Here is a 24,749-nt window from a genome sequence, read left to right on the forward strand (position 1 = left end):
TTGTTGGGGAGGCGGCTGCGTTGTGGGTACGTCCCCCGCCGGTCCTCAGCTGATGAGCCCCTTGGCGCGCAGATACGGGATCGGGGAGATGTCGGAGCCGAACGCGGGCCCGGTGCGTACCTCGAAGTGCAGATGCGGCCCGGTGACATTGCCGGTCGCGCCGGACCAGCCGATGAGTGTGCCGCCCAGGACGCTCTGGCCGACGACGGCCTTCACCTGGGAGAGATGGGCGTACTGGCTGTACGTACCGTCCTCGTGGCGGATGACGACCTGATTGCCGTAGTCGCCGCCTGCCCCGGCCGTCACGACCTCGCCGGGGCCGATGGCCTTGACGGCCGTTCCGGTCGGGACCACGAAGTCGACGCCGGTGTGCAGGCCGGTGGACCAGGACGAGCCACGCTGGTGGTACGGGGTCCCGGCCGGTCCCTGGACGGGCAGGGTCCAGCCCCCGGACACCACGGCGCCGCCGGCCGGCACGACCATCTGGGGGTAGGACTTCATCACGGCCTTGACGTACTGGTACGTCTCCTCGTCGGCCCCGGTCGCGCGCGGTACGCCGCCGTACTTCTCGACGGTCTTCCAGCCCGCGTGCCAGCCGGCCAGGGCCAGTTCCAGGGGGGTGCCGCGGTAGCCGGGATGCTCCTTCGCGGTCTCCAGGAGCGTGCACATCTTCCTGCCCAGGGAGGGTATGGCGTCCGCCGGGTCCAGGATGTCCTTGACGCCGTCCTTGTTGCCGTCGATCCCGTCGACCGCCCAGTCGGCGTCGGAGAACTGCGCGATGCCTCGGGTGACGGGCCGTTCGGTCAGCGTCTCGTCGGGCAGCTCACCGTCGGACGGGCTCTCGGCGGAGGGGCTTTCGTCGGACGGGCTTTCGGCGGACGGCGGACTCTCTTCGCCCGTCTCCTCGTCCGCTGCCTTCTCGTCGTCGGTCCGGGGGTCCGTGAGCGACTCCCCGGCATCCTCCGACCCGCCCGACCCGCCCGATTCGTCCAAGGCGACGGACCGGGCCCTTGCGCTGAAGTTGCTCGCCCGCTTCAACTGCGCTGCCAGCACAGGCGCGGTGAGCGACTTCTCGTCGCAGTCGGCCGCGGCGTCGCGTATGAGCTTCGCGTATATGACGGGCACACCCACGTCGCCCGGCTTCAGCTCGGTGCCGATCGGTGCGGCGGCGTTTCCGTCGGCCGCCTCGCTGTCGTCGAAGGTCCCGAGCATGACGGCTCCGACCCCGATCGATATCGGTGTGAGCACGACCACGACGATGACGGGCACCATCCAGCCAGGGATCCTCACAGGCTCGACACTCCCCCTACTCGACCACCGTGGCGGGTCTCACTATGCCACTACTGATCGTTGGCCTCCGCGGCGGCGGACCGGATGAGCGCGAGACCGGTGAGCAGGGCCCAAATCAGGTAACTGTAGAGGGAGATGCGCTCGGCCAGCCCCGTGGGAACCCATCCGTAGGTGAGCGGGATGTTGAGCAGTCCGACGGCGCCGAGGGCGATACTGGCCGTCCCGAGCCACCGGGGGAGCCCGAGGGACGGCCGGGAGAGTCCGGTGACGATGGCGAGGGTGACGATGGCGAGGGCGGCGGCGGTGAGGGCGGCGGGCCGGAGGCGTCAGGGCGCGAGGATGATCTTGCCGAGGTTGGTGCGGCCGGCGGACTCCGACAGCTCCATCGCCGCGGCGGCCTCGCTCAGCGGGAAGCGGGCGGCGATCTTCGCGGTGACCACACCGTCGCTCAGCAGGCCGAAGACCTGGGCGAGGTCGGTGCGCATCCGGGCCCGGAACGCCTCGCGCTTGGCCGAGCCCGGCTTGCCGAAGCCCGACCAGACGTCGTAGAAGCTCGCGCGCCTGGCGGTGGGCAGGTAGTTCCAGAACGCCAGCTTGGCCAGCAGCGGCATGAAGTCGAGCAGGATGGGCCGGGTGTCGTCGAGCGCCGCGGCGATGCTGTACGAGACCAGTGTGCCGGTGCGGTTGAGCAGCCGGTACGAGAGGCTGACGCTCGCGCCGCCGAGGTGGTCGAACACGGCGTCCACCCCGTCGGGGGCCAACTCCCGTATGCGAGCGGCCAGCTCGGGATCCCGGTAGTCGACAGGCTCCACGCCCAGCGCGCGCAGCGCCTCGTGGTGGCGCGGGTGGGCGGTGCCGAGCACCCGGGCGCCGGCGTGCCGGGCGAGCTGGGCCAGGATCGAGCCCACGCCGCCGCTGACGCCCGTGATGAGGACCGTCTGTCCTTCCCGTACCCCCGCGCTGCGGTGCAGCATCTGATACGCGGTCAGCCCGTTGACGATCACCGTCTCCGCCTCGTCGGCGCCGATCCCGTCCGGCACCTCCACCAGGTCGGCGGCGGTCAGCAGGGCGGCGGTGGTCCAGGCGCCGGTCTTGGTCAGCGCGGCCACCCGGCGGCCGACGAGCGCGCGGTCCACACCGGCGCCGACGGCCTCGACCGTACCGACGAGGTCGTAGCCGGGGACGAACGGGAACGCGGGCTGGCCGTAGTAGCGGCCCCGGCGCATCGCGCTCTCGGCGAAGGAGACGGCGGTCGACTCGACGCGCACCAGGGCCTGGCCGGCGGCGGGCGCCGGCAGTGTGCGCTCGGCCAGCCGCAGGCCGGACGGCGCGACCTTGCCCGGCAGTACCACCTCGGTGGCGGTCACGGTGGTCCCGGTGGCTGCGTTCATCTCGGACATGGCGGACTCCTCGTAAGCTCTGCGACTGTTCGTCACTCGGTTAATGACCGTAACTATGCACCAGCCCATCATGGAGCGTCAACTGATCGCGTTATGGTTCGTTACGATGTGACGATGACTGACGAACCGCGGGTCATCGGCAGGCGCGAGCGGCTGCGGGCCCAGACGCTCCAGGAGATCGTGGACGCGTCCTTCGCGATCATCGACGCGGACGGCGTTCACGCCCTGTCCATCGCGGCGCTGGCCCGGCACATGGGGATGTCCGCGCCGGCGGTCTACCGCTACTTCCCGTCGCGCGACGCGCTGGTCGCGCACCTGGTGACGCTCTCGTACCAGCAGCTGGCGGAGGCGATGGGCCAGGCCGCGGAGGGCGGCAGGCGCGCGCCGGGCACGCGGGTACGTCTGCTGGTCACCGCGTACCGCGAATGGGCCCTGCGGTACCGGCGGCGCTACGGAATGCTGTTCGGCGAGCGCGCGGGCGAACTGCCCGAGGACCGGGCCGAGGACCGAGCCGAGGACCGGGCCGACGGCACCGCCGGCGGGACCCCGCTGGACGAGGCGATGGCGCTGCTCATCGACCTGCTGACAGCCGCCCAGGACACCGCCCAGGACACCGCGCGGGCCCACACCACCAGTGGTGACCGCACACTGGACGGGCAACTGCGCCAATGGGCCCGCTCCCAGCGGCGCCCGGACATCACACCGCCCGTGGCCCGCGCCGCCATCCTGATCTGGTCACGCGTCCACGGGATCGTGAGCCTCGAACTCACCGGCATGTTCGACCACCAGCCCCTGGAGGCGCGACGGTTGATCGACCTGGAGATCGACGGCGCCCTCCAGTCCCTGCGCCCGGCCAACGCCTGACCGGGCGTGCGGCCGGCCGGCCTGTCCGCTCGGCCGACGACCTCCGCGCGCGGGAGGCCAGGGGGTGCCGGTCGGCGACCCGGCCGCCCGATCCGGATGATCCGGATGATCGGAGCGGCAGCCGCCGACCGGGCCCGTGGTATCAGGTGCCGTCTGCCTGTGCGCGGGCGCGGGGGGACGGCTCCACGCCGAGGGCGCGGCGCATGGTCGCGAGCTTCGCCGCGGTCTCGGCGAATTCGATGTCCAGGCGGCTGCCGGCCACGACACCGCCTCCGGCCCGCAGGCTCAGGCTGCCGTGCCCCCGTGAGTCGAGGTCGAGGCCGCGCAGCGCCATGTAGAACTCGCAGTCGCCCCTGCTGTCGACCCAGCCGACCAGCCCGCCGTAGTAACCGCGCGTCGATTCGTTCGCCGTGATCAGGTGGAGCGATTCGGCCTGGGGGACTCCGCACACCGCCGGGGACGGGTGCAGTGCGGAGACGAGATCGGTGACGCGTACGCCGGGGTCGACCAGCCGGCCGCGGATGGGTGTTCCCAGGTGCCATACGCTGGGGACGCCCAGGAGTTCGGGTTCGTCGGGGTGGTCCAGCGCGGTGCAGAAGGGGGCCAGGCCCTTCAGCATGAACGTGACCAGGTGGCGGTGTTCGGCCAGATACTTGTCGGTGAAGAGTTCGGCACGCGCCCGTTCCTCGTCCCGCCCGGCGGGGAGCGACGGGTCGCGCGGGACGGTGCCGGCCAGCGGTGTCATCGTGACGACATCGCCGGTCTTCCTGAGGAAGAGTTCCGGGCTCGCCCCCAGGGTGTAGACGCCTGGGGTCGCCAGGTGTTCGACGAGGTAGCTGTGCACCCCCGGGTACATGTCGGCGATCAGCCGGAACAGGCGCGTCGGGTCGACGGGTTCGGTGGGGAAGAACCGTTCGGTCCGGGCCACGACGATCTTCTCCAGGGTGCTCTCCGGCGAGCGGAGCATCGGCAGCACGCGCTCGACCAGCCGGATGTAGTCGGCTGTCTCGGCGTCGTTGAACCGGACGTCGGGGAGGAAGTGCCCACCCCCGGCGCCACCCCCGGCGCCACCCCCGGCGCCGCGCTCGGCGAGGACCGGCCGGCCCGTACCGCGCTGCCCCAGGAAGAACGACGACGTCCCGGACCCGTGGTCGAACGGCACCGCGCCCGCGACGAGATGCCCGTGGGTGCCCTTCCGTACGGCGGCCTCCGCCTCGGCCAGGTCCGTGAACCGGGTCAGCGGGCCGTTGAGCCCGACGGAGCTGTTCGGGCCGTGCAGCAGGAACCGGGCGGGAGCGGTGGCCGGGTGCTCCGCGGCGGGCCCGTTCCAGAGGTGCGGGTCAGCTATGGATCGGCTGCTTGTTCGTATCTGTCCACCGTTCATAGTCGGTGTATCCCTCGCTCTCGCCCTCGTAGAAGTGCGTGAAGTCCGGAACGGCCAGGGGCGCTCGGCGCCGCAGCCGTTCGGGCAGGTCCGGATTGGAGATGAAGAGGCGGCCCAGGGACACGGCGGACGGTCCCGCGCCGAGCCGGGCCCCGATCCTGCTGACGAGTTCCTCGGCGGACCACTCCAGGTCCGTGCCCAGGTTGTGGATCCAGCCGCCCGTCCGGTGCGTACGGATCCAGTCGAGCACCTCCGGGGCGCTCCTCGATGTGGTGTGGACATAGGCGAGGCGCTGGACCGAGGGGTGGGACAGCAGCGTGGTGTACACAGCGAACTCGTCGCCCTCCGCGGTGCGGTTCGCGGAGAATCCGGGCGACAGCCGGAGCCCCACCCGGCCGTGGCCGACCGCCGCCGAGACGGCCTCGACGACGCGGACGGGGAACCGGCACCGGTTCCCGGCCGGTCCGCCATGGGCGTCGTGACGGAGGTTGGTCCCCGAGCCGAGGAACTGGTGCAGGAGATAGCCGTTGCCGCCGTGGACCTCCACACCGTCGAAGCCCGCCTCCATCGCCATGGCGGCGGCGCGCGCGAAATCCTCGATCGTGGCGTCGAGTTCGCCGTCGGTCATCGCGCGCGGAATGGGCGCGTTCGCGTCGCGCGGGGTGACCGCCGAGGGGGCCAGCGGGGCCTTGCCGCCGTTGACCCGGGGCTGGGCCGTACTGCCGGAGTGCATGAGCTGCAGGACGATACGCCCGCCCCGGCCGTGGACCGCCTCCGTGACCCGGGCCCAGCCCGCCAGATCGCGGTGGTCGATCAGATGGGGGCTGCCGGCGTACCCCTTGCCGATGAGCGAGGGGTTCGTGCTCTCCGTCACGATCAGACCGGCCGAGGCGCGCTGCCGGTAGTACCGCCGCATCAGGTCGTTGGGCGTTCCGTCGGGGTCCGCCCGGCGCCGTGTCATCGGACACATGACGATGCGGCTGCCGGCGGCGATGTCGCCGAAGGTCACCGGTGAGAACAGGTCTTCCGACATGTCATCCTTCCCTGCCGTGGAGGGGGGCGTAGGTGTGGACGGACGGGGCGGCGCTCAGCCGCGCCCGTACCGCGGAACGGTCGATCTTGGCGTTCGGCAGCAGGGGGACGTCCTCGTGGAAGACGATCCGTTTGGGCATCGCGGCCCTGCCCAGACGCAGACGCACCCGGTCCCTGAGGGCACCGGTGTCCGGCGGTGCCGTACCCGCCCGGAGGACGACATGGGCGCCGACCAGCTCGCCCCACTCGTGGTCGGGCAGCCCCATGACCACGGCGCTGTCGACCCCGTCGACACCGAGCAGGGCCTGCTCGACCGCGCCCGCGGAGACCTTGAACCCGCCGGTGTTGATGAGATCGTCGGTCCGGCCGAGCGGGACCAGCCGGTGGCCGTCGTCCCACCGGCCGCGGTCGGAGGTCCGGTACCAGCGCAGGCCACCCTCGGTGGAGAACCTGCTCAACTCCTCCTCGGCGGCGCCGAGATACGTACTCGCCACGGTGTCCCCGCCGATGTGCACGATCTCGTCCACGATCCGTACCCGCACCCCGTCGAGGGGGACTCCGTCGTAGACGCAGCCGCCGCCGGTCTCCGTCATGCCGTACGTCGCGACGAAGTCCGTGACGGCGCCGAGCCGCGCCGCGGTGTCGCCGTCCAGCGGCGCCCCGCCCACCATGACCCGGTCGAAGCCGGACAGGGCCGCCCTGCCGCCGGGATCCGCGAGCAGCCGCTTGATCTGCGTGGGGACGAGCGCGGTGTAGCGTCTGCCCGGCCCCATCCGGCGGGTGGCGGCCACGAAGGCCGGCGCGTCGAACCGTCCGCCGTCGAGCGTGGTGACCCGGTTCCCGCCGACGACGGCGCGGGAGACGACCTGGAACCCCGCCACGAATCCGACCGGGAGACACAGCAGCCAGTCGCCGGGGCCGCCGAGCCGGCGCAGCGACGCCGCGCAGGACGCCAGGAGCGCGCTCCGCGGCAGGGCCGTCCGCTTCGCGGCGCCGGTCGAGCCCGACGTCGACAGCACCGCTCCGGTGCCGTCAGGAACGGCCCCGGGGAGGTCACGGGCCGCGGCGCCGGTGACCGGGGTGATGGGCGGCCCGCCCGAGTGCATCCGCTCGATGGCGCGCATGAGGATGCCGACGGCCCGGGCGGGAGCGGTGGGATCGGTGGGGTCGGCGGGATCGTCGGGCAGTACGACAGCGTGCAGGGGGACGGTCGACACAGCGCGCTCCGTCAGAAGAAGTAGGGGTGGCCGGACCAGTCGGGTGCGCGCTTCTCCAGGAACGCGTTGCGTCCTTCGACGGCCTCGTCCGTCATATAGGCGAGGCGGGTCGCCTCCCCGGCGAAGACCTGCTGGCCGACCATCCCGTCGTCGGGGAGGTTGAAGGCGAACTTCAGCATCCGGATCGCCTGGGGGGACTGGGCCGTGATGTCGCGGCAGTACCCGATCGCCGTACGCTCCAGCTCCGCGTGGGGGACGACCTCGTTGACCGCGCCCATCTCGCGCATCCGCTCGGCGTCGATCTCGCGGGCCAGGAAGAAGATCTCGCGGGCGAACTTCTGGCCCACCTGACGGGCCAGCAGCGCGGAACCGTAGCCGGCGTCGAACGAACCCACGGTGGCGTCCGTCTGCTTGAACCTGCCGAACTCGCGGGAGGCGATGGTGAGATCACAGACGACGTGCAGGGAGTGCCCGCCGCCGGCCGCCCACCCCGACACGGCGGCGATGACGACCTTGGGCATGGTGCGGATCAGGCGCTGCACCTCCAGGATGTGCAGCCGCCCCGCGCGCGCCGGGTCGATGTCCCGCGCGGTCTCGCCGTCGGCGTAGCGGTAGCCGTCGCGCCCCCGGACGCGCTGGTCGCCGCCGGAGCAGAACGCCCAGCCGCCGTCCCGGGGGGAGGGGCCGTTGCCGGTCAGGACGACGGCGCCGACGTCGGAGGACATCCGGGCGTGGTCGAGCGTGCGGTACAGCTCGTCGACCGTCGCCGGCCGGAACGCGTTGCGCACCTGCGGACGGTCGAGGGCGATCCGTACCCAGGGGAGGTCGCGTACGACGGCGCCCCCGGCGTCGCGTTCGACACCCCGGTGGTACGTCGTGTCCCGCAGATCCTCGAAGCCCTCGACGGTCCGCCAGCACGCGGGGTCGAACGGGTTGGAGACGGGGGTGTCCGTGGTGGCCGTGGTGGCCGGGGGAGTCGGGGTCGCCGGGGTCGCCGGGGTGGGGTCCGTGGTGGTGTGGGTGGTGGTGGTCACAGTCATCGTCGGACTTCCGCTTCTCAACTGATCAGGGCGGCCGGGCCGGCCGCCTCGGTCATGACGGGGTGCAGCGCCGCGTCGACCCGCTGCCGTACGGCGGCGTGGATGTCGCGCAACGTCGTGCGGGTGACGGGGACTTCCAGGACGACCGGTCGCCGGGTGCGCCGGGCCGCCCGGATCGCGGCGCCGAGTCCGTCGGTCTCCACCGTCCGGTGCGAGACCGCGTAGGCACCGCACAGCGCGGCGAAGTCGACGCTCTGCGGAGTTCCGTAGATCCGCTCGAAGGTGTTGCCGTAGGGGGCCGACCGGTAGGTGGGATGTCCCTGTTCCAGCAGTTCGAAAATGCCACCGCCGGCGTCGTTGGACACGACGACGACAAGGTTGTCCGGCACCCGTTCGAGAATGCCGGTCTGCAGCGCTGACGCGTCGTGCGCGAAGGTGAGATCGCCCACGAGCGCGACGACCGTCCGGTCGGGGGAGGCCAGCGCGACGCCCACCGCCGCACTGACGTTGCCGTCGATCCCGGCCACACCGCGGTGGGCCAGGGCCCGGCTCCCGGCGGGCAGCGGGCCGCCGGCCAGCGACACGTCCCTGACCGGGTTCGAGGCCCCGAGCCAGAGTGTGTCCCGCGGTTCGAGCGCGGCGGTCACCGCGTGCGCGACGCCCAGACCGGTGTACCGATGGCCCTCGTCGCGCAGGATGTCCGACCAGGCGCCGCGTACGGCCCGGTCCACCCGCCCCAGCTCCTCGGTCCACGACGGGCTCACCGCCCCGCCGAACACCGGGCGCGCGGTCACCACATCGACATGAGGTGCCGCGTAGATCCAGTCGTCGTCCCCGTCACCGACGAGGACCGTGCTGACCTCGGGCCGGGACAGCAGCGCCCCCACCTGCCGGTGCAGTGTGGGGCGACCGCACACCACGACCTGCCGCGGCCGTACGTGGTCCAGCACCCAGGGATGCAGGGTCCGGCGGCCACCGGCGTCGACGGTTGGCTCCACCACACACGGGACGTGCGCGGGGATCGCGCCGAGGTCCGCCCCGTCGCCCGCGATCAGGACCGTACGGTGGGACAGGTCGATGTCGTACGGCGCCGAGGAGTCGCGGTCGCGCGCCGCCGTACGGAGCCACGGCCGCCCTTCCGGCCGGCCGTCGGGGAACGGTACGTGCCTGCTCACCGGCGGCAGCCCGGACGGCAGCGGCACATTGATCTGCACCGGCCCGGGGCGCCCGTGCACCCGTCCGGCGCCGATCGCCAGCGCGTGGCAGATCTGCGAGCGCACCTCACCGTTCAGCTCCGGGCCCGGGTCGGTCCCGGTCGTCAGATGCTGGACGCGCAGCACCTGCGAGGCGAGCAGCCGGGTCTGCTCGACGGTCTGCGACGCCCCGGTCCCCACCTCCGCCGGCGGCCGGTCGGCCGTCACCAGAACCAGCGGAATCCGCGAGTAGTTGGCCTCCGTCGCGGCGGGCAGCAGATTCGCCACCGCCGTACCCGACGTGGTCACGACGGCGGTCGGGACGCCCGTCGCCTTCGTCATGCCGAGGGCGAGGAAGGCCGCCGATCGCTCGTCCAGCCGGACATGGAGCACGATGTCCCCCGCGGCCTCCCGCCGCGACAGCTCGAAACCGAGGGGGCCGTTCCGGGAGCCCGGGCAGTAGACGAACGTCCCGATCCCGCCCCGGACCAGCTCGTCGACGACGACCGCCGCGATGACGGACGGCACCGCGGCCCGCGCGGTGGACTCAGACCGCATGGGGGGTCTCGGCCCGCAGCAGCCGCTCCAGTTGATTGCGCTGGATCTTCATGGTGGCGGTGCGGGGGAACCTCTCGAACGGCAGGATCACCGGCGGCTCAAGCCGGGGCAGATCGGCCACCGAACTCCACCACGCGTCCCAGTCCATCTGGTGCCCGGTGACGACCGAGACCACGGGCTGCGGGTCACCGTCCGGCGTACGGACCAGGACGACCTCGTTCAGGAACGACAGCTTGTCCAGCAGCGAGTCCTCGACGGCCAGCGTCGACCTGACCGAGTCGATCAGGTCCACCTCCCGGTCGTGCAGGGCGAGTTGCCCGGCCCGTCCGACCTCGCCCTGGTCCCCGCTGTTCCACCAGCCGCCCCGCAGGTTCTGCTCGAAGCGCTCCTCCTCGCCGAAGTAGGTGACCGCCCGGCCCCGCGAGAACATCTCGATGGCGCCCTGCTGCCCGCGCGGCAGCGGGTTGCCCGCCTCGTCGGTGACCCGGACACGGGTGAGCCTCGGCATCCCGATGCCCATCCACCGGGCGTCGCTGAAGCGCAGTGTCGTCCGCGTGTGCGCGCGCACCACCATCGGGCCGCATTCGCTCTGCCCGTAGACCTGCACATAGACCGGCATTCGATGGCTCGACGCGCTCAGGTACTTCAGCATCGTGCCCTTGTTGACCGCGTCGAAGGTCGAATGCAGGTATTTGACACTGGAGAAGACCGACGGGTCACGGTCCAGGATGGACGTCCACCGCACCAGGTGGTTCGGGTGCGACTCCAGGGCGACGGGGCGGTACGTGCGCAGCACGGCCTCGACGTTGTCCTCCTGGGGATCCCCGATGTTCAGGAACGAGTGCCCGTACGACATCAGTGAGGTGATGCCGATGTTGAACCTGCTGTGCACCGGGGAGATGTGGAAGGCCACCAGCTCCGTCCGGTCGAGGAAGGAGAAGAGCCGGCGCTGCCAGGTGACCCGCCAGCCCATCGAGGTCGGGGAGTGGGCGATCAGCTTGGGGATGCCGGTGGTTCCCGAGGTGTGGGTCATGTAGGCGATGTCGAGCACGCCCGGCTTCCGGCCGGCGCCCGCGGGACGCGCCACCTCGGTGTCACCGATCTCCAGGGCGTGGAGCTTGCGGGCGTTGTCGACCGAGGTGATGTCAGCGGCCTTCGCCGTGGTCACGTCGTCGTGGATCAGCCACGGCTGCTTGAGCCGCGCCGCCATCACGGTGACCGTACCGGCGTCCAGGTGCGGGGAGATCATCACGGGCACACCGCCCGCGTAGGAGACGGCCACCGCCATGAGGTAGCTGTCGAACAGGGCGGACTTGTAGATGACGACATGGTCACCCGGCCCGATGCCCCGGGCGATGACCTGCTCGCCGCGCCGGGCGACGGCCGTGGCCGCGTCGGCGTACGTCACATGCAGCCCGAGTTCGGGAAACGCGGGCGCCGGTGCGTCGAGATGGATCATCGACGCGGGATATGTGTCCGCCGCCGTGCGGAAGTTCTCGAACAGATTGAGCGGCGTGGACGTGGGCTTCAGAAGATCCCGGAGCGGGAACATCAGCGGTTACCTCCGAACGTCGTCATTTCGATGCGCGGCGCGGACATTTCCGCACCGCGCGCAGAGGGAGGTTCTGGTCAAGATGATTGGCGAGCGTGAAGTGTTCGACAAGTAGGAACTTTCAAGTGCCCGGGGCCGGCGCGGCGCCGCGGACCACCCCGGGGCGCCGGGCACTTGAAAGTTCCTACTTGCCGGTCGCCGCGAATCGGCCGAGCATGAGGGAATGACATTCCGTGCGGACCATTCAGGTCATTGACGGTGGTCCCGCCCGCGTCAAGTGAATGTCGTCGAAACCCCGTCCGTCTTCGAGACCCGTCCGTCTTCGAAAACCCGGCGGGGACGAATGCGACACCGGCGCGGTCGCTCCTCGCATTTCTGCGGAGAAACTCCAGTGAATACCCGGCCGCGGCCCTCCCGGCGCGGCGGGTGTCGACAATCAGAGGGACTTCTGATGCCCGAATTCATCCGTCACATAGGAATCGTCGGCGCCGGACCGCGCGGCCTCTCCGTGCTCGAACGCATATGTGCGAATGAACGGGGCGCGCCCCTGGCCGGCCCCCTGGTCGTGCACCTGGTGGACCCCCATGTGCCCGGCGCCGGCGCCGTATGGCGTCCCGACCAGTCGGAGCAGTTGCTCACCAATACCGTCGCCTCACAGATCACCGTGTTCACCGACCGCAGTGTGCGCATCGACGGCCCGATCGAACCGGGGGCGAGTCTGTACGAGTGGGCGCAGAGTCTCGCCCTGCTGGGCGAGCCGGGCGACTACGACGAACGGACCCTGGCCGAGGCCCGGCGGCTGGGGCCCGACTCCTACCCGACCCGCGCCTTCTACGGGCGCTATCTGCACGACTGCTACCGGGGCATCGTCTCCAAGGCCCCCACCCATATCGAGGTCCGTGAACACACCACCCGCGCGGTCGCCCTGTCCGACGAACTCGGGGTGCCCGGCGGCCCGCAGAGCATCCGCCTGGAGAACGGCACCCTGCTGACCGGCCTCTCCGGCGTCGTCCTCGCCCAGGGCCATGTGGGCAGCAGGCTCTCCGCGCGCCAGGAGCGCCTGGCCGGCTTCGCCCGCGACCACGGTCTGCGCTACATCCCTCCCGCCAATCCGGCGGACGTGGATCTCGACGGGATCGCCGCGGGGGAGAACGTCCTGCTCCGCGGGCTGGGCCTCAACTTCTTCGACTACATGGCCCTGTTGACCGCCGGGCGCGGCGGCCGTTTCGTACGCGGGGGCGGCGGACTCGTCTACCGGCCGTCCGGGCTGGAGCCCCGGCTGTACGCGTTCTCCCGCCGCGGTGTGCCCCACCAGGCGCGCGGCGAGAACGAGAAGGGGCCGTACGGACGTTACTATCCGCGCCTGCTGACCCCGGAGTTCGTCGCCGAGCTGCGCGCCCGCACCACGGACGGCGAACGGATCAGCTTCAGAAGGCACTTGTGGCCCCTCATCGCGCGCGAGGTGGAGAGCGTCTACTACGCCGCCACCCTGCGCGCCCGCGGTACGGCGGAGCCCGCGGTGGAGGCGTTCACCTCCCGCTATCTCGCGCTGCCGGCCGACGCCGATCCGGCGCCGCTGCTGGCCTCGTACGGTGTCGCGGAGGGGCAGCGCTTCGACTGGGCCCGGCTGACCGCACCCTGCGGCCCCCTCGTCTTCGACGGCCACGACGCCTACCGGGACTGGCTCCTGGACTATCTGCGCGCCGATGTCGCGGCCGGCCGGGCGGGCAATGTCAGCGGCCCGGTGAAAGCCGCCCTGGACACCCTGCGCGACCTGCGCAACGAGATCAGGCTGGCCGTCGACCACGGCGGTCTCGACGGCCACTCCCACCGCCATGACCTGGACGGCTGGTACACCCCGCTCAACGCGTTCCTCTCCATCGGCCCGCCGGTCCGGCGCGTCGAGGAGATGATCGCCCTGATCGAGGCCGGTGTGCTCGGGCTCACCGGCCCCGGCACCACGGTGCGGCCGGACACGGCCCCGCCGGCCTTCACCGCCGCCAACTTCCGGGTGCCGGGCCTCCTGGTGTCCGCCCGGGTGCTGATCGAGGCCCGGCTGCCGGAACCGGACATCCGGCGCACCACCGATCCGCTGATGCGCCATCTGCTCGACACGGACCAGGCCCGCCCGTACCGGATCCCGGGGGCGCGGGGGACCGGTTACGAGACCGGCGGCCTCGCGGTGACCGAGCGGCCCTACCGGGTCGTCGACGGCCGGAAACGCGCCCATCCGCGGCGCTTCGCCTACGGCGTACCGACGGAGGCCGTGCGCTGGGTCACCGCCGCGGGGGTCCGGCCCGGGGTGGACTCGGTCACGCTCGGCGACTCGGACGCCATCGCCAGAACGCTGCTCGCCCTCTCGCCCATGCCCGTACAGACCTTCTCCCTTCCACCGAGGTGATCGCGTGACCTTCCCGGACTTCCTCGAAGCACAGCCCGATGCCGGTCTGCTCTCCCCCGTAAGGGCCGGAACACCCGTGGAGGCCGCGGTCGGTGACCTGGCGTGGCTGCAGGCCATGCTCGACGCGGAGGCGGCCCTCGTCCGTGCCCAGGCGCGCCTGGGCACGGTGCCGGCCGGGGCCGCCGAGACGATCCGGCGCGCGGCCCGGGCCGAGCTGCTCGACCTGCGTGCCCTGGCCCTCGCGGCGCGCGAGACCGCCAACCCCGTGGTGGGTCTGGTACGGGCCCTCACCGCCGTCGTGGCGCGGGAGGACCGCGCGGCGGCGGAGTACGTGCACCGCGGCTCCACGAGTCAGGACATCTTCGACACCGGCGCGATGCTGGTGGCGCACCGGGCCACCGGCCTGATCCTCGCGGACCTGGCCCGCGTCGCGGACGCTCTGGCCGGCCTCGCCGAGCGCCACCGGGACACACCGATGGCCGGCCGTACCCTGGCCCTGCACGCGGTGCCGACCACCTTCGGGCTGAAGGCGGCGGGCTGGCTGCGGCTGGTGCGCGACGCCCTGGAGCGGATCGCGGCGGTACGCGAAAGGCTTCCCGTCTCCCTCGGCGGCGCCGCCGGCACCCTGGCCGGATATCTGGAGTACGCGCGCCTGGACGCCCCGGAGGCCGCCGGCGACGACTACGCCGCCCGGCTGACGGAGGCCTTCGCCCGGGAGACCGGGCTGGCCGGCCCCCCGCTGCCCTGGCACACGGTGCGTACGCCGGTCGCCGACCTCGCGTCGGCGCTGGCCTTCACCACCGGCGCGCTGGGAAAGATGGCCGTGGACGTGCAGACGCTCTCCCGTACGGAGATCGCCGAGGTCGCCGAGCCGACCGCGGCGGGCCGGGGCGCGTCCTCGGCGATGCCGCACAAACAGAACCCGGTGCTGGCCGTACTGGTGCGCAGCGCCGCGCTCCAGGTGCCGGCGCTGTCGGCGGGGCTTCTCCAGTGCCTGCTCGCCGAGGACGAGCGGTCGGGCGGCGGCTGGCAGGCGGAGTGGCTCCTGCTGCGCGAGTGCCTCAGGCTCGCCGGGGGCGCCGCGCACACCGCGGTGGCGCTCGCCGAGGGGCTGCGCGTCGACGAGGCGCGGATGGCCCGCAACCTCGGACTGACGGGCAGTCAGGTCGTCTCGGAACGGCTGGCGGCCCATCTCGCCCCCGTCCTGGGCAAGGCGGCGGCCAAGGAGCTGCTGACCCTGGCCTCCGCGCGGGCCACGGCCGAGGCCCGGCCGCTGGACGAGGTCCTGGCCGAGCTGCCGGGCGCCGCCCATCTGCGGGAGCGGGGCACGCTCAAGGAGCTGTGCGATCCGGCCGGTTACCCGGGAGCCGGCGGCGAGTTGGTCGACGCCGCGCTGAGCGAGTGGCGCCGGCGCCCCGGCCGGTCAGGAGCCGGGACGGATCAGCTGCCGTGACCGAGCGGAGAGCGCTCCCACCGGCTCCGTACCCGGCCCAGCCGGTCGTGCCACCACGCGATCCGCCGGGGATCGGCGGGCCGGTACGCGTCGAGCCGCGCCGGGTCGGGCACCGGGGGCGTACGGTGCACCGGGAGATGGCCGTCGACGGGACGCGGCGCCAGGTCCGGGTGCACACTGTCGCCGTCCAGCAGGCTCAGGGTGCCGAGCCCGCAGGCGAAGTCGAGCCGCGGCAGGGCGCCGGCCAGGGCGAGCTGGGCGGCGAGACCGACGCTCGTCTCCAGCGCGGACGACACGACACAGGGCAGGCCGGAGGCCTCGGCGACCCGGAGGGCACGGCGCACACCGCCGAGCGGGGTGCATTTGATCACCGCGATGTCGGCCGCCCCCGCGACGGCCACCTTCAGCGGATCGTCGGCCCGGCGGATGGACTCGTCGGCGGCGATCCGCACCTCGACCCGGCGGCGTACGGCGGCCAGCTCATCGATCGTCGCGCAGGGCTGCTCGACGTACTCCAGGCCGCCGGCGGCGCGGTCGAGCAGCTTGATGCGGCCGATGGCCGTGTCGACGTCCCAGCGGCCGTTGGCGTCGATCCGGAGGTGGCCGCCGGGGCCGAGAGCGGCGCGGACGGCCTCCACCCTGGCGAGGTCCTCGGCGAGGGAGTCCGGATGGTCGGCGATCTTCACCTTGGCCGTCCGGCACCCGGAGCGGGCGACGATCTCGAAGGCGCGCTCCGGGCCGACCGCCGGCACGGTGGCGTTGACCGGGATCCGGTCGCGGACCGGCGCCGGCCAGCCGAGCGTGATCTGTTCGACCGCGGTGGAGAGCCAGGCCGTCGCCTCGCGGTCCCCGTACTCAGGGAAGGGGCAGAACTCGCCCCAGCCGAGCGGGCCGCGCAGCAGCATGCCCTCGCGGACGTCGATTCCCCTGAACCGGGTGCGCAGCGGGATGGCGTAGACGTGGGCCGAGGCGAACTCGACGCCCTCGATCACCGGACGCCGCCGCTGTGGAGGGTGCGCCGCGCGAGCACCTCGGTGATGTTCTGCTCGGCCCACGCCTTCAGGGAGTAGATGATGGGGATCAGGCTCTCGCCGAGTTCGGTGATGCAGTACTCCACCCTCGGCGGCGTTTCGAGATAGTCCTCCCGCGTCACCAGGCCGTCCCGTTCCAGATTCCGCAGGGTCGTCGTCAGAACCTTCCGGCTGACCCCCGGCACCGACCGGTGCAGCTCCCCGGAGCGCATGGGGGACTGTTCGTCCAGGAGATAGAGGATGACGGGCGTCCACTTGGTGGCCAGGATCTCCAGCAGCCATCCGGCCCGCGCCGGAGCGTCGTCCTCCGGGCCGCTCTCCGGGCCGCTCTCCGGGCCGTACTTCGGGCCGCTCTCCGGGCCGTACTCGCGCTCGGTCTCCGGGGCGCGGTGTCGCTCCCGCACGGAAACGGTCATGGTCATGTCGACTCCCGAGTCGGTATCGTCCTGGCGGACGGGTACGTGAGGGGGTGCTCGGCAGGCTCTCGTTCGGTAGAGGGTGACCGGATCGGTTCAGGCGGCGGCCGGGACGGTGGCCGGGACGGTGGATGGAGCGGCGGCCGGCGCGGTGGACGGGCGGGCCGCGGCCGGGGCGTTCCGGTCCCGGTACAACTCGGCCACCTGGAAGGCCAGATCGAGCGACTGGGACCGGTTCAGCCGGGGGTCGCAGGCCGTCTCGTACCGTCGGTGCAGATGGTGGACGAGGATCTCGTCGCCGCCGCCCACGCACTCGGTGACGTCGTCCCCCGTCAGCTCGATGTGGATGCCGCCGGGGTGCGTCGCGAGCGACCTGTGCACCTCGAAGAAGCCCTTGACCTCGTCCAGGATGTCGTCGAAGCGGCGGGTCTTGTGCCCGGAGGAGGCGGTGAAGGTGTTGCCGTGCATCGGGTCGCAGATCCAGGCGACCTGCGCGCCGGCGTCCTTCACGGCCTCGACGATCCCGGGGAGTACGTCACGGACCCGGTCGCGGCCCATCCGGGTGATGAAGGACAGCCGGCCGGGATCGCCGTGCGGGTTCAGCCGCTCGACCAGCGCGACGGCGTCCCGGGGCGTGCTGGAGGGGCCGAGCTTGACCCCGATGGGGTTGCGTACCCGCGCGGCGAACTCGAGGTGCGCGCCGTCGAGCTGGCGGGTGCGCTCGCCGATCCAGATCATGTGGCCCGAGGTGACGTACGGCAGTCCCGTGCGGGTGTCGGTACGGGTGAGCGCCGTCTCGTAGTCGAGCAGCAGCGCCTCGTGGCTGGAGAAGATGTCGGTGAACCGGAACTCCGACGGGTTCGCCCCGCAGGCCGTCAGGAAGGCGAGCGCGCTGGTGATCTCCCGGGCGATGCGCTCGTAGCGCCGGCCGGCCGGGGACTTCGCCACGAAGTCCTGGTTCCACTCGTGGACCTGGCGCAGATCCGCGTAGCCGCCCGTGGTGAAGGCGCGGAGCAGATTCAGCGTCGCGGCGGAGGCGTGGTACATCCGTTTCAGCCGCTCGGGGTCCGGGGTGCGCGACGCGCGGGTGAAGGCGAGTCCGTTGACGGCGTCCCCGCGGTAGACGGGCAGTTCGACGCCGTCACGCGCCTCGACGGGACGGGAGCGCGGCTTCGCGTACTGGCCGGCCATCCGGCCGACCTTGATCACCGGCACCGAGGTGGCGTACGTCAGTACGGCCGACATCTGCAGCAGGGTCTTCACCTTGTCGCGGATCCGGTCGGCGGACATCCCGTCGAACGTCTCCGCGCAGTCGCCGCCCTGCAGCAGGAACGCCTCACCGCGGGCCACCGCGGCCATACGGTCGCGCAGTTGGTCGCACTCGCCGGCGAAGACCAGCGGAGGATACGCGGCCAGCTCGGTGGTCACCGCGCGCAGCGCGTCCGGGTCCGGCCAGTCGGGTTGCTGGGCGGCCGGCGCGCGGCGGGCGGGGTGCGGGGCCATGACGGCCGGGGCAGTGTCCATGGTCGGCTGTCCTCATTCCGTGGGGGCGGCGAGATCAGTGCTGGGGAGTGTGTTTCGCGCGGACGGACATGGCCTTGTCGCGTCGGCCGGCCGGTGGGCCGGACCGCCGGCGGCGTCCCCGCGGACGCCGCCGCCGTCAGTCGAGGGTGACCACGATCTTGCCCCGGGTGTGCCCCGCCTGGCTGAGCCGGTGCGCGTCGGCCGCCTTCTCCAGCGGAAAGACCTCGCTGACCTCGACGACCAGCCGCCCCTTCCCGGCCAGCCGGGCAAGCTCGGCCAGATCGGCGGAGTCGGGGCGGGCGAAGACGTAACTGCCCCCGACGGACCGGACGTTGGGGTCGACCACCGAGGCCAGCCGGCCACCGGTGGCGAGCAGCGGACCCAGTGTGCGCAGGGTCCGCCTGCCCACCGCGTCGAGGATGACGTCCACGCCCTCGGGGGCGAGCGCGGCCACCGATTCCGTCAGGCCCTTGCGGTAGGCGACCGGTTCTCCGCCCAGGAACCGGACGAAGTCGTGGTTGTGCTCGCCGGCCGTACCCAGCACCCGCGCCCCGAGGCCGACCGCGATCTGGACCGCGAGGCTGCCGACACCGCCGGCCGCGCCGTGCACCAGTACGGTCTCCCCGGCGCGCACGTCGAGCGTCCGGACCAGGGCCTGGTAGGCGGCGAGGCCCGCGAGGGGAAGCCCCGCCGCCTGGGCCCAGCTCAGCGTGGTCGGCTTGTGGGCGAGCGCCCGTACGGGAGCCGCCGTGAGCTCGGCGAAGCTCCCCCGGGACAGGTAGTCCTCGCGTACGTAACCGATCACCTCGTCACCGGGGGAGAACTCGGTGACGCCGAGCCCGGTCCGTTCCACCACCCCGGCGACGTCCCAGCCGGGCACGACCGGGAACACCGCGTCCAGAATCGGGGCGAGGTGCCCCTCGCGCCCCTTCCAGTCGACAGGGTTGACGGACGCCGCTCTCACTCGGATCAGCACCGAGTCCGGTCCGACGGTGGGCTCGGGCAGCTCGCCGACCTCCAGTACGTCGGCGTCGCCGAAGCTTCGGTAGAAGACCGCCTTCATCGTTGCTCCTGAGGGGTGGTGGGACGGGGACGCGGTCGGAGTGCGCGGTTCAGCGGCGGGCTACGCCCATGTAGATGGACGAGAGGTCGCCGGTCTTACGGGTGATCAGGCTGCCGTCCTTGCGCGAGCCGTAGATGGCGATGCCCTGGGACTTGCCCACCGGGGTGAGTCCCGCGTCCAGGAGATAGCGGCGCATCTCCTTGGGCTTGATGAAGTCCTTCCAGGTGTGCGCGCCCTTGGGAACGATCTTTATGACGTTCTCGGGGATCCAGATCATGACGAACCGCGACCGGACGGTGCGGTTGATGGTGTCGTAGAGGAAGACACCGCCGGGGGCGAGCACCCGGCGGATCTCACGGACCGCCTGGGCCGGACTCTCCACGTGCTCCAGCACGTCCACGCAGGTGACGATGTCGAACGAGGCGTCCTCGTAGGGCAGGCGCTCGGACTTGCCGACGGTGTACTCGATCTGCTTGCCGGTCTGCTTCGCGTGCCGGTCGGCGGCGGCGATCAGCTTGGGGGACGGGTCGAGGCCGGAGACCTGGGCACCGCGCTCGTGGAGGAACTCGGTGGTGAAACCGCCTCCGCAGCCCACGTCCAGCACCCGCTTGCCCTCCCAGCGGTCCACGAACCGGTCGAAGTACTCGAACCGGGGCGGCTGGAAGGACGCCAGGTTGTTCATCTTCGAGTTGTCGTCCCACCACGAATCGGCGTAGGTGGAGAAGAAGTAGTCGTCCTGGAGCGTCGGCTTGTTCATGATGGGTCTCCTCGTCGGATGCGTTGGGGTGAGGGCGGTGGGGTGAACCGTTCCGGGCGGTGGATGAACCGTTCAGCTCCTGAGTTCCGGGCCGGTGCCCGCGTGCCGGTCGAGCGGCGGACTGAGCCACCGCCGCCCGTAGGCGACCTGGTCCTTCTCGGCGGCGCGGAAGGCCCGGTCCGGCCAGAAGGCGCGCATGAACGTCTCGCGGGCCGCGACGGCGAAACGGTTCTCGACCGCGCCCATCCGTCCGATCCGCCAGGCGATCCTCTGCATCGGTGCGGTACGTGCCATCCGCTCGGTCTCGTAGGCGCGCAGGGCCGCGACCGGGTCGGTGCGGCCCCGGTCGAGGTGCTCGGCGAGGACGAGCGCGTCCTCCAGGGCCTGGCAGGCGCCCTGGCCGATGTTGAAGGTGATGGGGTGCGCGGCGTCGCCGAGCAGCGTGGTCCGGCCCGAACCCCAACGGCGGTCCGGCTTACGGTCGATGACATCGCCGCGGATGACGCCGCCGTCGGGGGTGGCCGCGAGGATGTCCTGGACCGGGCCGGCCCAGCCGCGGTGCCGCTCGGCGAGCATCGCCGCGACCCCGGGCTCGTCCCGGCCCCCGGCGGGGCCGTTGGCCACGCTCATCCAGTGCACGGTGCCCGGCGCCACGTCGTAGTAGGTGAACCGGGTGCCCGGGCCGAAGACGGCGTTGAAGGTGCCCCGGGGGATCGCCTCGTGCTCCAGGGCCGCCTTTCCGCGCCAGGCGATGTAGCCGGTGTAGCGGGGCGGGACGTCGCCGTGCAGCCCGGTGCGTACCGCGCCGTGGATACCGTCCGCGCCGATCAGGATGTCGCCGCGCTCGGTCCGCCCGTCGGCGAACCGTACGGTGACACCGTCCCGGTCCTGGGTGAAGCCGACGACGTGGGTGCCGGTGCGGACCGGCGTTCCGTGCAGCGCGTCGGCCAGCACACCGTGCAGGACCGAGCGTTCGACGGCGATGGTCGGCCACCCGTACCGCTCGGCGAAGTCGCCGACCGGCCAGGCACCGAGCGTCTCGCCGCGCCAGGTGCTGAAGTGGCAGGTCTGCTGGGCGGGCGCGGTCTTGAGCACCGCGTCGGCGAGGCCCAGGTGGGCGAGGGCGATCACGCCGTTGGTCCACACGTGCAGGCCGGCGCCGCCGTCCCGCAGCGACTCGGCGCGTTCGAAGACCAGCGTCTCGAAGCCCTTGCGCTGCAGGGCGACTGCCGCGGCGAGGCCGCCGATGCCGCCACCGGCGATGAGCACACGCCGGATGCGTCCGCTTGCCATCTTCTGTCTCCTCCGGGAAGGGGGCGGTGGTGGTCGATCGGTAGTCTCGCCGCGCCGGGTGGCCGCCCGTCTTGAGCCGACCTTGAATGCCTCGGCAGCGATGCCGTACGGACCCGGTCAGCCGTTCAGATAGGCCATCGCCGGAGCCGGGTAGCGGTCCCCGGCGGCGATACCGGGGGGCGCGACCTGATCGAGCGCGGCGAGGTCGGCCGCGGTCAGTTCGACGGCCGAGGCGGCGGCGTTCTCCTCCAGGTAACCCCGGCGCTTGGTACCGGGGATGGCGACGATGTCCTGTCCCTGCGCGAGCACCCACGCGAGCGCGAGCTGCGCTGGGGTGATGCCCTTCTCCTTAGCCAGCTCCACGACGCCGTGGACGACACGGAGGTTCTTGTCGAAGTTCTCCCCGAGGAAGCGGGGGGCGATCCTGCGGAAGTCGATCTCCGGAAGGTCGTCCGGGGTACGGATGCGCCCGGACAGGAATCCCCGTCCCAGGGGGCTGTAGGCGACGAAGCCGATACCCAGCTCCCGGAGGGCCACGAGCACGCCGTTGGTCTGGATGTCGCGGGTGAACAGGGAGAACTCGGTCTGGACCGCCGTCAGCGGGTGTACGGCGTGCGCGCGCCGGATGCTGGCGGCCGAGGCCTCGGAGAGCCCGAGGTGGCGCACCTTGCCGGCGGTGACCAGCTCGGCGAGCGCGCCCATGGTCTCCTCGACGGGCACCTCGGGGTCGACGCGGTGCAGGTAGTACAGGTCGAGGTGGTCCGTTCCGAGGCGTTCGAGCGTGCCGTCGATACTGCGCCGGATGTAGTCGGGACGGCCGTTGACGCGACCGGTCATGGCGCCGGTCCCGTCGATCTCGGAGCCGACCTTGGAGGAGATCACCACCTGGTCCCGGCGCCCGGCCACGGCCCGCGCGACGAGCCGTTCGTTGGTGTGCGGCCCGTACATGTCCGCCGTGTCCAGCAGGGTGATGCCCAGTTCCAGGGCGCGGTGCACGGTGGCCACGGCCTCGTCCTGGTCCGCGGGACCGTACCCGAACGACATCCCCATGCAGCCGAGTCCCTGGGCGGAGACCGCCAGACCCGTGCTGCCCAGCTTGCGTTGCTCCATCGTGTGCTCCTCCGTCTGATGGGGGAGCCCGGCGGGTCTTCCCCCTGAGCGACCAGTTGTTATCGACGCTAGCATTCGCGGCGGCGATAATCTAGCGTGGTTATTTAATCTAGCATCGCTAATAACCACTGGCCCGAGTTGACCTCGGGAGCGGCCGATCACGCGGCGGGCGTGGTGTGTTATCAGTGCTAGTTTTCCAATCGCCGCTAAGATACCGTGGCCGCATCAGCCGTTCGCCGCCCATGGGGAGGATCCCTGTCATGCTCACGACCATCGCCTACGTACTCGCGGGGCTGGCCGGCGCGGCCATCTGTTTCGTCGGAGTGCACGACCTCCTGGCACCGCAGAAGGCCGCCGCCGGCTTCGGCCTTCCCGAAGGGACGGGCGAATCGCCCACGTCTCATGGCTGGATGTCCGCCAGAGCGGTGCGCGACATAGCCTCGGGGCTGTTCATCTTCATCCTGCTGGCCAACGGCAAGCCCCATGTGCTGGGCTGGATCATGCTGGCCGCCTGCCTGATCCCCCTGGGCGACGCCTGGGTGGTGCTGCGGAACAAGGGCCCCAAGTCGGCCGTCTACGGTGTTCACGGCGGTACGGTCGTGCTGATGCTGGTGATCACGGGGATGCTGCTCGGGTCCTGACGCGGGAACGCGGAAACGCGGGAACGCGGGAACCAGCCCGGCGGAAACAAGCCCGAGGGCGTGTGGCGAGTCGTTTCGAGGAGAGCGCGCCCCGGTCGGCCGGGGCGCGCTCTCCGTGCGGCGGGCGAGGACGCCGGAAGAGCCGCGGCCGGCGCCCGGTCCTGGCCACCGGCCCCCGCCACCGGTCCCGGCAACGGCGACGGGCCCGGCCTGGGGAGGCCGGGCCCGTCGCCGTGCGGGTCGCCGTCGGGCCTGACGGCGTCGCGGTCGGTGTGGTGTCAGGAGGTCGCGATCGTGCGCAGCAGTTCGGCGCGGTCGGTGCGTTCCCAGGTGAAGTCCGGGAGTTCGCGGCCGAAGTGGCCGTACGCGGCGGTCTGGGCGTAGATGGGGCGGAGCAGGTCGAGGTCGCGGATGATCGCGGCCGGCCGCAGGTCGAAGACCTGGCCGACCGCCTGCTCGATCCGTTCCACCGCGACCCGCTCCGTGCCGAAGGTCTCGATGAAGAGGCCGACCGGCCGGGCCCGCCCGATCGCGTACGCCACCTGGACCTCGCAGCGCGCGGCGAGGCCCGCGGCGACGACGTTCTTGGCCACCCAGCGCATCGCGTACGCTCCCGAGCGGTCGACCTTCGAGGGGTCCTTGCCGGAGAAGGCGCCGCCGCCGTGGCGGGCCATGCCGCCGTACGTATCGACGATGATCTTGCGGCCGGTCAGGCCGGCGTCGCCCATCGGGCCGCCGATCTCGAACCGGCCCGTGGGGTTCACCAGCAGCCGGTGTCCCCCGGTCTCCAGGGTGACCCCGGATTCCGCCAGCGCCCGCAACTCGGGTTCCACCACGAAGTCGAGGATGTCCGGGGCGAGCAGCGAGTCGAGGTCGATGTCGGACGCGTGCTGCGAGGAGACGACGACGGTATCGAGCCGTACCGGCCTGTCGCCTTCGTACTCGACGGTGACCTGGGTCTTTCCGTCGGGGCGCAGGTACGGCATGGTGCCGTCCCGGCGTACCTCCGCGAGCCGTTTGGACAGCCGGTGCGCCAGCATGATCGGCAGCGGCATCAGCTCCGGTGTCTCGTCGCAGGCGTAGCCGAACATCAGGCCCTGGTCGCCCGCGCCCTGACGGTCGAGCGCGTCTCCCTCTCCCTCGGCCGCTCCTTCTCCTCCCTCGCCGCCGGTGTCCACGCCGAGGGCGATGTCCGGGGACTGGGCGCCGAGGGAGACGCTGACGCCGCAGGACGCGCCGTCGAAGCCCTTGCGGGACTGGTCGTAGCCGATCTCCAGGATCTTGTCGCGGACGAGCGCGGCGATCGGTACGTAGGCGCGCGTCGTCACCTCGCCGGCGATATGGACCAGGCCGGTGGTGATCATCGTCTCGACGGCGACCCGGGAGTTCGGATCCTCCTTGAGCATCGCGTCGAGGATGGTGTCGCTGATGTGGTCGGCGATCTTGTCGGGGTGGCCCTCGGTGACCGACTCCGAGGTGAACAGGCGGTTGGCCATGGCTTCCTCCGTTGCGGTGGCGTGCTGCGAGTAC

Annotated in this window: 20 protein-coding genes; 4 read left to right on the forward strand and 16 right to left on the reverse strand. The window is 71.8% G+C overall.

Annotation, left to right across the window (positions count from 1 at the left end):
• Positions 1–45: 45 nt before the first annotated feature.
• Together AB0389_RS14165 and AB0389_RS14170 are read right to left on the reverse strand one after the other, a co-directional pair.
• Positions 46–1,272, reverse strand: coding sequence for a peptidoglycan DD-metalloendopeptidase family protein (locus AB0389_RS14165; protein ID WP_366395650.1), 1,227 nt, complete (start codon positions 1,270–1,272; stop codon positions 46–48).
• A gap of 344 nt (positions 1,273–1,616) precedes the next feature.
• Complete coding sequence (locus AB0389_RS14170; RefSeq protein WP_366395754.1) at positions 1,617–2,681, reverse strand: medium chain dehydrogenase/reductase family protein; 1,065 nt, start codon at positions 2,679–2,681, stop codon at positions 1,617–1,619.
• A 123-nt stretch (positions 2,682–2,804) separates the two neighbouring features.
• On the opposite strand from AB0389_RS14170, the gene AB0389_RS14175 reads away from it, so the two are divergent.
• Positions 2,805–3,554, forward strand: coding sequence for a TetR/AcrR family transcriptional regulator (locus AB0389_RS14175; RefSeq protein WP_366395651.1), 750 nt, complete (start codon positions 2,805–2,807; stop codon positions 3,552–3,554).
• A gap of 142 nt (positions 3,555–3,696) precedes the next feature.
• Here AB0389_RS14175 and AB0389_RS14180 read toward each other — a convergent pair whose 3' ends face one another.
• From AB0389_RS14180 to AB0389_RS14205, 6 genes are read right to left on the reverse strand one after another with little or no spacing between them, the layout of a single operon-like run.
• Positions 3,697–4,938 carry a chorismate-binding protein gene (locus AB0389_RS14180; protein ID WP_366395652.1) on the reverse strand — a complete coding sequence of 414 codons (1,242 nt, stop codon included), beginning with the start codon at positions 4,936–4,938 and terminating at the stop codon, positions 3,697–3,699.
• The gene (locus AB0389_RS14185) at positions 4,895–5,971 is read right to left on the reverse strand and encodes an alkene reductase (protein WP_366395653.1); all 1,077 of its coding nucleotides are present in this window, start codon (positions 5,969–5,971) and stop codon (positions 4,895–4,897) included. The genes AB0389_RS14180 and AB0389_RS14185 overlap by 44 nt, the downstream gene beginning before the upstream one ends.
• Before the next feature lies 1 nt (position 5,972).
• Positions 5,973–7,187, reverse strand: coding sequence for an AMP-binding protein (locus tag AB0389_RS14190; RefSeq protein ID WP_366395654.1), 1,215 nt, complete (start codon positions 7,185–7,187; stop codon positions 5,973–5,975).
• 11 nt (positions 7,188–7,198) lie between these two features.
• Entirely contained in the window at positions 7,199–8,227 is a 1,029-nt protein-coding gene (locus AB0389_RS14195) for a 1,4-dihydroxy-2-naphthoyl-CoA synthase (RefSeq protein ID WP_366395655.1), read from the reverse strand.
• A 17-nt stretch (positions 8,228–8,244) separates the two neighbouring features.
• Positions 8,245–9,978, reverse strand: coding sequence for a 2-succinyl-5-enolpyruvyl-6-hydroxy-3-cyclohexene-1-carboxylic-acid synthase (gene menD, locus AB0389_RS14200; protein WP_366395656.1), 1,734 nt, complete (start codon positions 9,976–9,978; stop codon positions 8,245–8,247).
• Positions 9,968–11,530, reverse strand: coding sequence for an AMP-binding protein (locus AB0389_RS14205; RefSeq protein ID WP_366395657.1), 1,563 nt, complete (start codon positions 11,528–11,530; stop codon positions 9,968–9,970). Before AB0389_RS14205 ends, menD begins: the two co-directional genes overlap by 11 nt.
• 451 nt (positions 11,531–11,981) lie before the next feature.
• Between AB0389_RS14205 and AB0389_RS14210 the strand changes: the two genes are divergently transcribed.
• On the forward strand, positions 11,982–13,931 hold the full coding sequence (locus tag AB0389_RS14210; protein ID WP_366395658.1) for an FAD/NAD(P)-binding protein: 1,950 nt from the start codon (positions 11,982–11,984) through the stop codon (positions 13,929–13,931).
• Between the two features lie 4 nt (positions 13,932–13,935).
• The gene (gene pcaB, locus AB0389_RS14215; RefSeq protein ID WP_366395659.1) at positions 13,936–15,384 is read left to right on the forward strand and encodes a 3-carboxy-cis,cis-muconate cycloisomerase; all 1,449 of its coding nucleotides are present in this window, start codon (positions 13,936–13,938) and stop codon (positions 15,382–15,384) included.
• Here pcaB and AB0389_RS14220 read toward each other — a convergent pair.
• The 7 genes from AB0389_RS14220 to AB0389_RS14250 form a co-directional block, all read right to left on the reverse strand.
• Positions 15,372–16,376, reverse strand: coding sequence for an o-succinylbenzoate synthase (locus tag AB0389_RS14220; RefSeq protein WP_366395660.1), 1,005 nt, complete (start codon positions 16,374–16,376; stop codon positions 15,372–15,374). The two genes, pcaB and AB0389_RS14220, sit on opposite strands and share 13 nt — an antisense overlap.
• Positions 16,373–16,837 (reverse strand): helix-turn-helix domain-containing protein, encoded by a 465-nt coding sequence (locus AB0389_RS14225; protein WP_366395661.1) that lies wholly within the window; start codon positions 16,835–16,837, stop codon positions 16,373–16,375. Before AB0389_RS14225 ends, AB0389_RS14220 begins: the two co-directional genes overlap by 4 nt.
• Positions 16,838–16,927: 90 nt before the next feature.
• Positions 16,928–18,355, reverse strand: a complete 1,428-nt coding sequence (locus AB0389_RS14230; RefSeq protein ID WP_366395662.1) for a class II 3-deoxy-7-phosphoheptulonate synthase — start codon at positions 18,353–18,355, stop codon at positions 16,928–16,930.
• A 136-nt stretch (positions 18,356–18,491) separates the two neighbouring features.
• The gene (locus AB0389_RS14235) at positions 18,492–19,418 is read right to left on the reverse strand and encodes an NADP-dependent oxidoreductase (protein ID WP_366395663.1); all 927 of its coding nucleotides are present in this window, start codon (positions 19,416–19,418) and stop codon (positions 18,492–18,494) included.
• A 49-nt stretch (positions 19,419–19,467) separates the two neighbouring features.
• Positions 19,468–20,175: a bifunctional 2-polyprenyl-6-hydroxyphenol methylase/3-demethylubiquinol 3-O-methyltransferase UbiG gene (gene ubiG / locus AB0389_RS14240; RefSeq protein WP_366395664.1), complete on the reverse strand. Its 708-nt coding sequence runs from the start codon at positions 20,173–20,175 to the stop codon at positions 19,468–19,470.
• Positions 20,176–20,247: 72 nt separating this feature from the next.
• On the reverse strand, positions 20,248–21,468 hold the full coding sequence (locus AB0389_RS14245) for an FAD-dependent monooxygenase (protein WP_366395665.1): 1,221 nt from the start codon (positions 21,466–21,468) through the stop codon (positions 20,248–20,250).
• Between the two features lie 117 nt (positions 21,469–21,585).
• Complete coding sequence (locus tag AB0389_RS14250) at positions 21,586–22,578, reverse strand: aldo/keto reductase (RefSeq protein WP_366395666.1); 993 nt, start codon at positions 22,576–22,578, stop codon at positions 21,586–21,588.
• 260 nt (positions 22,579–22,838) lie between these two features.
• On the opposite strand from AB0389_RS14250, the gene AB0389_RS14255 reads away from it, so the two are divergent.
• The gene (locus AB0389_RS14255) at positions 22,839–23,219 is read left to right on the forward strand and encodes a DUF4267 domain-containing protein (protein ID WP_366395667.1); all 381 of its coding nucleotides are present in this window, start codon (positions 22,839–22,841) and stop codon (positions 23,217–23,219) included.
• Positions 23,220–23,497: 278 nt separating this feature from the next.
• Here the strand turns inward: AB0389_RS14255 and metK are convergent, their stop codons facing one another.
• Positions 23,498–24,715, reverse strand: coding sequence for a methionine adenosyltransferase (gene metK / locus AB0389_RS14260; RefSeq protein ID WP_366395668.1), 1,218 nt, complete (start codon positions 24,713–24,715; stop codon positions 23,498–23,500).
• Positions 24,716–24,749 lie beyond the last annotated feature (34 nt).

The sequence above is a fragment of the Streptomyces sp. NPDC093109 genome (assembly GCF_040701725.1).
GTDB lineage: Bacteria > Actinomycetota > Actinomycetes > Streptomycetales > Streptomycetaceae > Streptomyces.